The following is an 8,914-nucleotide window of genomic DNA, read 5'->3' as shown; positions in this document are numbered from 1 at the left end:
TCGGGATGTGCGGCGGCGTCGTCATGCCCATCGCGGTCTTGCCGTTGTGGCAGGTCGCGCAGTTGGTGTCGGTGGCCGCATGCTTGAACGCCGCGCCACCGAAGCTGGCCGTGCTAGTGTGACAGGACTCGCACGGCAGATTGGTCTGGAGATGATTGCTGGACTTGCCGCGCGCCGTCGTCCCGTTGTGGCAGTTGGCGCAACCGGCGACGATGCCGGCGTGGTCCATCTTCATTCTGATGCGGAAACTCGCCGTCGACCTGTGGCACACATCGCATGGCGCCGCCGTCGTGATGTGGTTCTTCGACTTGCCCCGTGCCATCACGCCGTTGTGGCAGGTCGTACACGACGCTTTCGCCTGGGTATGATCGATCGCCCGAACGTCCTTCCATGTCGAAGTCTGATGGCAGCTCTCACAGCGCCTCGTGGTCATCGGATGGTTGACCGACATGCCGGCCGTCTGAGCGCCGTTATGGCAACTGGCGCACTGCGTCTGCGTGCCCTTGAACCGCCCACCGACGTGGCAGGACGAGCACTCCACTCCAACATGGCTTCCGGTCAGCGGAAACCCGGTCGAGACATGATCGAATGAACTCTGCGCAGCAGCGTGCCCTGCCAGCGCCAGAGCGAGCAGCATGCCGGCAAGCAACCACCGCACCACATAGTGCGATGCTTGCGCCAACAGCCCCCGCTTGCTGTAGCAGCTGCTCAACTCAAACTCCCGATCTTCACTCTCGACTCGATCGCCATCCGAATATTCAACGGAGACCGGTCACCCCGAATCCAGCCGAAACCCTTGAGCGGCCCGCTGCTCGCCGGTCGCCCCAACAAACCCAAGACACTCCTGCGGATTTCCTCCCCAAACGGCCCGGCAGCATGCCTTCCCAGCTACCGAACACTCGGAACGCCCCCGGTCCCTTCAATCGAGCGCTACGTTGATCGGCGGCGACCAAGTCATCAGCCGGATCACGCAGCGTCACGCCCAACACAGGGCTTCATAGACCGGCAAAGCTGGCCCAAAACTGGGCCAAGCTGAACTCAAGCTGAATGGGTGGTAATGTTTCTGGTGTCCTTCGCTCACGAGGTTCTCGCAAGCGCATCGCGCAAACCGTTGATCTGCAGGCGAACTGATAACTGTTGCGAGCTGATGTCAGCTCGACACGATGTCGGACGACCGATGCGCCAGCGCAGCCGTCCGAATCAGTTCCTGATCTGAACGTTGCGCCATCCCGTTGCGACATGGCAGCGCTCGCACGTCTGACCGAAAGTGCCATTGTGCACGTCCGAGCTGCGATGACAGCTGAAGCAATCCATCGGCAACTTCAGATCCGGCGGCGACTTGGCCTTGTGGCAGGCCTCGCACGTGATCTTCTGGTGGACACCAACCAGCGGGAATCGTGTCTGCCGCGCGTGATCAAAGCGCCACAGCCGCCACCCATTCGGATTGTGACAACTGGCGCACCGTCCTCCGAGCTTCCCCTGGTGGAAATCCTTGTGGCAGCTCTCACAGGCCATCGGCGTATTCTTGTAGGTCGGCGTCCGGTGGCACTCCTCGCAAGGCACCGACTTGTGCAGACCTATCAACGGAAAACGCGTAATCTCGTGATCGAAGGAGAGCCTCTTCCGCCAGCCCGCATCGCTATGGCAGGTCTCGCAACGTTCGCCGAGCTTACCCTGATGCGGGTCCTGCTTGCGGTGACAGGACACGCATGACGTCGCGAGCTTGTCCCGATAGAGATCACCCGTATGGCAGCTCTCACACTTCACCTTGGCATGCGCATTTCGCAACGGGAAGCGGGTCTTGTCGTGATTGAAGCGGACCGTCTTCCACTTCTCCTGATCGTGACACGTCTCGCACTTGTCGCCGAAGCGGCCGGCATGGACGTCCTGAAGACGGTGGCATGAGCCGCACGACGTCTGCAGATCCTTGTATTGCTGGCCGGAGTGGCACGTTGCACAAGCGACCGACTTGTGGGCGCCCACGAGGGGAAACCTGGTCTTCGTGTGGTCGAATTCCTTGGTCGCGCGCCATTTCACCGCCGTGTGGCAGTTCTCGCAGCGCTCACCGAGCCGGCCGCGATGAGGATCGAGCGCCTTGTGACACTCGAAGCAGGTCGAGGGCGTGTTGCGGAACTTCACCTTCGCGACATGACATCCAGCACAAGGGACGTTCTTGTGCGCATCGACCAGCCTGTAGTTCGTCATGTCGTGGTTGAATGTTTCCTTGTCGAGCTGGACGATGTCGGTTCCACGCCCCTTGTGGTCGGTGTGACACTGCCTGCACTCCTGGGTCAGCGCCGCCTGCTCGCGTCCATGCAGGCGCTCATGCTGCCTGCGATCGACTGCAATCTCCTTGTGGCAATCGAGGCAGAGGCCCGACTGCGCCTTCCGCGTGAAGGCTTCGTGGCACTTTCCGCATTCGCTTTCGAGCTTGGCATGCTTCTCGGCCAGCGGGCCCGGCATGACCAGTTTTTCAAGCAACGTCTGCGCTCGAAGCCCGGCCGACAGCAGCGCAACACCGACCATGACAGCGACAACCGCCGCTAGGCGCCACCTCATCACGAAACTCCGTCAATAGTGATGGACGGCCCAGACATGAACGAAACCCGCCAGCAGCATGAGAAAAAACAGCGGCAGATGCAGAACGTGCCACAGCGAAAATAGGCGTTCGAAAAATGTCAGTTCGGCGGCCTTCCGCACCGCAGCGGTGTACCTCCGCACGACTTCTTCGATTCGCTTCTCGCGCCGTCGCCGCTCGAACCACGACCATCGCGCACGCTTGGCTTCGGCGCGAATGAGCCGGCGCGCTTCCGCAACCACGTTGGCACGCAGCCGCCTCGTCCGCGCCGCGATGATCGCCCCCGTCCGCAGGCTCCCCAGCGCAGTTCGCGGCACCCTGTTGTCGAGCCCCTTGCTGAAGGCAGCCAACTCCCGCGACACGAATGACGCTGCCTGCATCTCCTGACCGAGCTCCATCCTCATCGCCTCGGCTTCCGCAAGCAGCTCCTTGATGCGCGCCCTTCCACCATGAAGACCCATGTGGATCTTGCCGTAGATATACCGGCCGATCACGCCGCTGATCGCAACGATCAACATGGCAAAGAATGCCACGTTGCTGTTGAGTGCTCCCAGCTTGAAGTTGGCATGAAACAGGATCAGCACGGGGCCAACGACGCCCAGCAGCATGTGCGTTTTGAACCAGAATGGCACCGAGCCGATCCCGCGGAGCGACTTGAAGCGCTTGCGCATCGAATAGGCCAGCAACGATAGCATCGCGACGCTGCCGTATATTCCGAGCCAGTAGCCGGTCCCCGATCCCGGCGTAATATATTCCTCCTCCTTCTGCAGCCATCCGATGCCGATCGCTGCGACAACGAGAAGTGTGACGATGACCGGGATGGTTCCTCGAAGAGGATCGCCGTTCGCGCGAACGACTGCTGTTCTGCTCATGTTCTCGACGCTTCCTGTGAAACCCAAATGCCGGATGGGCGAATGTCCGGCTTGCCTGCGGATCTCCGGATCTCAGTCGAGAGATTCCTTCCTGATAACCACTTGCAAATAACTGTTGCGTCCTCCGGCACTGACATCATTCGTGTGAGATCAGTGCGAGCCATATTTCCGCCGACGGCATCTGTTCAACGAATGAACTACTCCTTGTCCGCAAAACTACAAATCATTCTGGAATTTCTATGTCGGCATCTGTTGAGACGAATTTGCATCTAGCAATGCGGCCGACCTTTCCGGGCGGCCACCACAGCCGGCACCTGCTGCCGCCTACTGTCAGGACTTAAGAAGGGGAAAGAGAGGACATGGCGCTCGATCTCCTGATCGTCTACGCCGCGCCGATGCTCGGCGTCTGGGCCACCTACATGGCCGTGCGCAAGCGTAAAGAAATAAAGAGCGTCGCGAAGCTCTCGGCCGCCAAGGACGCCGGTCTTCTCGAACCGGCATCGCTCCACCCCATCATCGATCCTGCCTTGTGCATCGGCTGTGGCTCATGCGTCAGGGCGTGTCCGGAGGGCGACATTCTCGGCCTGATCGGCGGCAAGGCGGCGCTCGTCGAGCCATCGCATTGCATTGGACACGGCGCCTGCAAGGCGGTGTGTCCCGTGAATGCCATCACGCTGGTGTTTGGCACCGAAACGCGCGGCATTGACATTCCAAACGTGGACGAGGCGTTTCAGACCAATGTGCCCGGCATCTTCATCGCGGGGGAGCTCGGCGGGATGGGGCTGGTGCGAAACGCCATCGAGCAGGGACGCCAGGCAATCGACTCCGTCCGCAAGATCAAGAACATCGGCAAGTCGGACATGCTCGACGTCGTGATCGTCGGCTGCGGTCCGGCCGGACTCTCCGCCAGTCTCGCCTGCCTGCAGCATCGGCTGCGCTTCGTCACCCTCGAACAGGACTCGCTCGGCGGCACCGTCGCGCACTTCCCCCGCGGCAAGCTGGTGATGACCGCTCCCTTCACGCTGCCGCTCGCAGGTAAATTCAACTTCAGAGAGCTCAGCAAGGAGAAGCTGATCGAGTTCTTCATGAGCATCGTGCACAAGTCCCGCCTCAAGGTGAACGTCGGCGAGCGCGTCGAAGCGGTCGCCCGCGTCGGCGATGGCTTCGACGTCAAGACGAACTGCAGCAGCTACAGAACGCATGCGGTGCTCTTGGCAATCGGACGACGCGGAACACCGCGCAAGCTGGACGTCCCGGGCGAAGAGCAGACCAAGGTCGTCTATCGACTGATCGACCCCGAACAGTATCGCGGCCAGCACGTGCTCGTCGTCGGTGGCGGCGACGCCGCGCTGGAAGCCGCCTGCTCCATCGCCGACGAGCCCGGAACGACGGTGACTCTCTCCCATCGCAGCGACTCGTTCAGTCGCGCCAAACTGAAGAACCGTCAACGGACGGAAGCAGCCGCCCAATCGGGACGGCTCCACGTCATGTACAATTCGTCAGTCAAACGAGTTGGCGGTGACGACGTCGAGATCGATGCCGATGGTAGGACGAGCACGATCCGAAACGATGCCGTCATCGTGTGCGTCGGCGGCATTCTGCCGACGGCGTTCCTGAAGAGCATGGGTATCGAGGTCGAGACGAAGTATGGCACGGCATAAATCCTCTCCTGTCATCCTCCCGCTGATCTGTCTCGTCAGCTTGACCGTACCATCGGTCGCCCTGGCCGGCGACACGGCGGTGCTGGGCGGCAATCCAGCGGGCGCGAGCTCCGAAGTCCCCGGCACGAGCCAGGCTGCGGACGCGGCAATCCGGGCCGGACGTCCCGAGGAAGCACTGAAGCTGCTCGAGCGCGCGGCCATCGCCGGGGATCCAGAGGCGCAGTACCGCCTTGCATCACTCTACCGCGCCGGCCTCGGCACCAAATCAGACGACGCGCTGGCGTTCAAATGGATGGAGGCAAGTGCAAGGAAAGGACACGTCAAGGCACAGTACAATGTCGCAGCGATGTGGCTCGCAGGACGCGGAACGCCCGCCGATCCCGACCGGGCGCGGGATTGGCTGCGTAAATCGGCTGCGGCCGGTTATCAGCCCGCCGAGCAGTTGCTGGCCGATACGGCCAATCGAAACGCGCGCCCGCGCGCCAGGGAGCCGGAGCGGGAAACTGCGCGCAGGCCCGCGCCGACGCTCGATGCGCAGGCCGCAATGCGAAACGGCCATCCGGCCATCATCGACGCCGCCCTGCGCGGCCAGCTCGATCCGATGCGCCAGCTCATCGCTGCGAAGGCTGACGTCAACGCGGTCAACCAGGACGGCGATACGCCTCTGGCGATCGCCGCGGCCGCCGGGCATCTTCGGCTGGTGGAGCTCCTGCTCGCCTCGGGAGCCAACCCGAACACCGGCAACCGGCGCGGCGACACGCCGTTGATGCTGGCAGCGGACAAGGATCATGGAGACATCATCAAATTGCTGCTGACAAAGGCGGCCGACCCATCTGCAGCGCGTGCGGATGGCGCGACCGCACTGCTGATGGCACTCAGCCGCTGCAATGGTGCCGCTATCGCCGCGCTCCTCGACGGCGCTTCCGGCAGCCTGCCTCCGTTGGCAGACGGCCGGACCCCACTCATGATCGCGGTCGCGTCGTGCACCAATGGCCCGCTCGATCGGCAACTCGTTCAGAGATCCGACCTCAACGCCGCCGATGGGCAGGGCCGCACCGCACTTTGGCACGCGGCCGGCAATGGCAATACGCAAGCGATCGGGCAACTGATCCGCGCAGGTGCGGACGTCAACCGCGCTGACGCCGACGACAAGACGCCGTTGCTGAATGCAATCGAAGGCCGCAGCGCCGCGGCCTCGCTGCTTCTGTTGGACCACGGCGCCGATCCGAAACGCGCGACAAGAGGCGGAAATACCGCTCTCATCCTCGCTGCGCGCGCCGGCCTTGCCGATGTCGTCGGTGAACTTCTCAGGCGCAAGGCCGATCCGAACGCGCGCAACGGCCAGGGCATGAGCGCGTTGATGATGGCGGCCCATGAGGGAGACATCGGCATTGCGCAAAGCCTTCTGGCCGCCGGCGCCGAAAAGCAATTGAGGAACAAGCGGCGCGAACGTGCCACGGACATCGCCGCCGCCAGCGGTCACAGCGATATTGCCAAGCTTCTGGAATAGCAGCCGATCTCGTTTCGCCTTCCTGCCCATCATGCGGTCGACGCAGCGTTCGCTGTTCCATGGCGCCGCAGACGATTCGACCGCTATTTACCAACGAATACAACGCTCCGTGCCGAGACGACCGATGATACCGTTCTCCGGCAGTGAGTGAGAATGAGTTGCAATTTCACGACGATACGCGTCGATGGATCATCATCTTTCCGTACAAATGATGCCTCATTCGGCGCATTGATTGTCGACGCATCACAGACACTTGATAGTTAGCTGCAGGAATATCCGCTGCAGTCGGAGATACTACATGACAGCGGAGGCCGGATCGTTTGCGCTCATTCTCGCGCTCATCGTGTCGCTGGTACAGTCGATCGTTCCGTTCGCAGCGCTGCGTCGTCAATCCGCGATGATCGCCGGCTTCGTTCGTCACGCTGCCCTGACTCAGTTTCTCTTCGTTGCGATCGCATTCGCGTGCCTGACGTCGCTGTTCGTCCACTCCGACTTTTCAGTCCAGGTCGTCGCAGCGAACTCGCACACGCTGAAGCCGCTGCTCTACAAGGTCTCCGGAGTCTGGGGAAACCATGAGGGATCCATGCTGTTGTGGGTCCTGATCCTCTCCTTGTTCGGCGCGGCAGTAGCATTGTTCGGAACGAACCTTCCCGAGCGGCTGCAGAGCAACGTTCTCGGCGTGCACGGCATGATCGGTCTCGGCTTTCTGGCGTTCATCGTCTCGACCTCGAATCCGTTCGCGCGGCTGGTCGATGCTCCCCTCGAAGGCAACGGACTGAATCCGATTCTGCAGGATCCCGGCCTCGCCTTTCATCCACCATTTCTGTACCTGGGTTACGTCGGCTTCTCGATGGCGTTCTCGTTCTCGGTCGCCGCGCTGATCGAGGGAAAGGTCGATGCCGGCTGGGCCCGCTGGGTTCGACCGTGGGTGCTCGCCGCCTGGTGCTTTCTCACGATTGGAATCACGCTGGGCAGCGCATGGGCGTACTACACGCTCGGCTGGGGCGGCTGGTGGTTCTGGGACCCCGTCGAGAACGCCTCCTTCATGCCGTGGCTTGCAGGGACTGCGCTGCTGCATTCCGCCCTTGTGGTCGAGCGTCGGAGCGCCCTCCAGAGCTGGACGATCCTGCTGGGGATCGTGACCTTCTCATTGAGCCTGATCGGGACTTTCCTGGTGAGGTCCGGCGTGCTCACCAGCGTTCATGCCTTCGCACAGGACCCGTCGCGTGGCGCATTCATCCTGGCGCTGATCCTGGTAGCGACCGGCGGGGCATTGACGCTGTATGCGATCCGGGCGCCAAGCCTGAAGCACGGCGCGCTGTTTGCAGCGGTCAGCCGCGAGAGCGGCCTCGTCCTCAACAATGTGCTGCTCACCGCAGCCGTGGCCACCGTGTTTCTCGGCACGTTCTACCCGCTCCTCGTCGACATGCTCGGGAACGACAAGATCTCGGTCGGCCCTCCCTACTACAACTTGACGTTCGTTCCGATCATGGTTCCGCTGCTGCTTGCCATGGTGATCGGCCCGGCTCTGAAATGGAAGCGCGATCTCCTCGTTGCGGCGCTGCAACGGCTCCGTCTGGCCGGGGGGCTTGCGGCATTCGTCGCCGTCGCAATCCTCGTCGCGACGTTCGGACAGCGTTTCCTAGTCGCATTCTTCTTCGGCATCGCCGTCTGGCTCGTGATCGGCTCGTTGATGGTGCTGGCTCATCGCGTGCGCCTCGGCACGACGACTCCCTTGGCGACCTCGCTCAACCTCGCGCGCACCACCCCGCTCGCGGTCTACGGCCTGGTGCTGGCCCATGCGGGAATGGGCGTCACCGTCGCAGGCATTACCGGGATGACCGCGTGGGCCTCCGAGAAGGTGCAGATGCTGCGGCCGGGCCAGAGCCTGCAGCTCGCGGGCTATGACATCAAGTTGCGCTCGATCGGAAAATTTCCGGGCCCCAACTACGAAGCCGAGCGTGGCTCGTTCGACATCACGCGGAACGGAAAGCCGTTCACGCAGCTTTCCAGCGAGCGCCGCTTCTATCCCGTCAGACAGCAGCAGACGACCGCCGCCGGCATTCGAACCAACCTGATCTGGAACGTCTATGTGACGCTCGGCGACCCCGACGACAAAGGCGCGTGGGCGGTGCGCTGCTACTATCACCCTCTGGTGCCGCTGGTCTGGATCGGCGCACTGATGATGGCTTGCGGCGGCTTCATCTCGCTGGCCGACCGGAGATTTCGTGTCGGTGCTCCGCGACGGGCGATGCGGGCCGTACCGACTGCCGTTCCTGCTGAATAGGACGAG

5 protein-coding genes and 1 pseudogene are annotated in these 8,914 nt (G+C 62.4%); 3 read left to right on the top strand and 3 right to left on the bottom strand.

Annotated features, from left to right (window positions below):
* The 3 genes and pseudogenes from QX039_RS32515 to QX039_RS32505 form a co-directional block, all read right to left on the bottom strand.
* Window positions 1-712: pseudogene (locus QX039_RS32515) on the bottom strand (hypothetical protein); the annotation flags it as partial.
* Window positions 713-1,200: 488 nt separating this feature from the next.
* Window positions 1,201-2,559 carry a cytochrome c3 family protein gene (locus QX039_RS32510; RefSeq protein WP_315799222.1) on the bottom strand — a complete coding sequence of 453 codons (1,359 nt, stop codon included), beginning with the start codon at window positions 2,557-2,559 and terminating at the stop codon, window positions 1,201-1,203.
* Between the two features lie 12 nt (window positions 2,560-2,571).
* A complete protein-coding gene (locus QX039_RS32505; protein ID WP_315774014.1) occupies window positions 2,572-3,450 on the bottom strand; it encodes a pyridine nucleotide-disulfide oxidoreductase in 879 nt (292 codons plus the stop codon).
* 359 nt (window positions 3,451-3,809) lie between these two features.
* On the opposite strand from QX039_RS32505, the gene QX039_RS32500 reads away from it, so the two are divergent.
* The 3 genes from QX039_RS32500 (at window position 3,810) to QX039_RS32490 (ending at window position 8,908) form a co-directional block, all read left to right on the top strand.
* Complete coding sequence (locus tag QX039_RS32500; RefSeq protein ID WP_315774012.1) at window positions 3,810-5,111, top strand: NAD(P)-binding domain-containing protein; 1,302 nt, start codon at window positions 3,810-3,812, stop codon at window positions 5,109-5,111.
* On the top strand, window positions 5,098-6,621 hold the full coding sequence (locus QX039_RS32495; RefSeq protein WP_315737698.1) for an ankyrin repeat domain-containing protein: 1,524 nt from the start codon (window positions 5,098-5,100) through the stop codon (window positions 6,619-6,621). Before QX039_RS32500 ends, QX039_RS32495 begins: the two co-directional genes overlap by 14 nt.
* Before the next feature lie 298 nt (window positions 6,622-6,919).
* On the top strand, window positions 6,920-8,908 hold the full coding sequence (locus tag QX039_RS32490) for a heme lyase CcmF/NrfE family subunit (RefSeq protein WP_315737697.1): 1,989 nt from the start codon (window positions 6,920-6,922) through the stop codon (window positions 8,906-8,908).
* Window positions 8,909-8,914: the final 6 nt, after the last annotated feature.

Source organism: Bradyrhizobium sp. SZCCHNR1043, assembly GCF_032489675.1.
GTDB lineage: Bacteria > Pseudomonadota > Alphaproteobacteria > Rhizobiales > Xanthobacteraceae > Bradyrhizobium.
Note: the sequence above shows the minus strand (reverse complement) of the source record. Positions and strands in the feature narration are given on the sequence as shown.

Coding starts and splice junctions, on each gene's coding strand:
- QX039_RS32500 (WP_315774012.1), top strand. CDS start 3,810: ATGGCGCTCGATCTCCTGATCGTCTACGCCGCGCCGATGCTCGGCGTC.
- QX039_RS32490 (WP_315737697.1), top strand. CDS start 6,920: ATGACAGCGGAGGCCGGATCGTTTGCGCTCATTCTCGCGCTCATCGTG.
- QX039_RS32505 (WP_315774014.1), bottom strand. CDS start 3,450: ATGAGCAGAACAGCAGTCGTTCGCGCGAACGGCGATCCTCTTCGAGGA.
- QX039_RS32510 (WP_315799222.1), bottom strand. CDS start 2,559: ATGAGGTGGCGCCTAGCGGCGGTTGTCGCTGTCATGGTCGGTGTTGCG.
- QX039_RS32495 (WP_315737698.1), top strand. CDS start 5,098: ATGGCACGGCATAAATCCTCTCCTGTCATCCTCCCGCTGATCTGTCTC.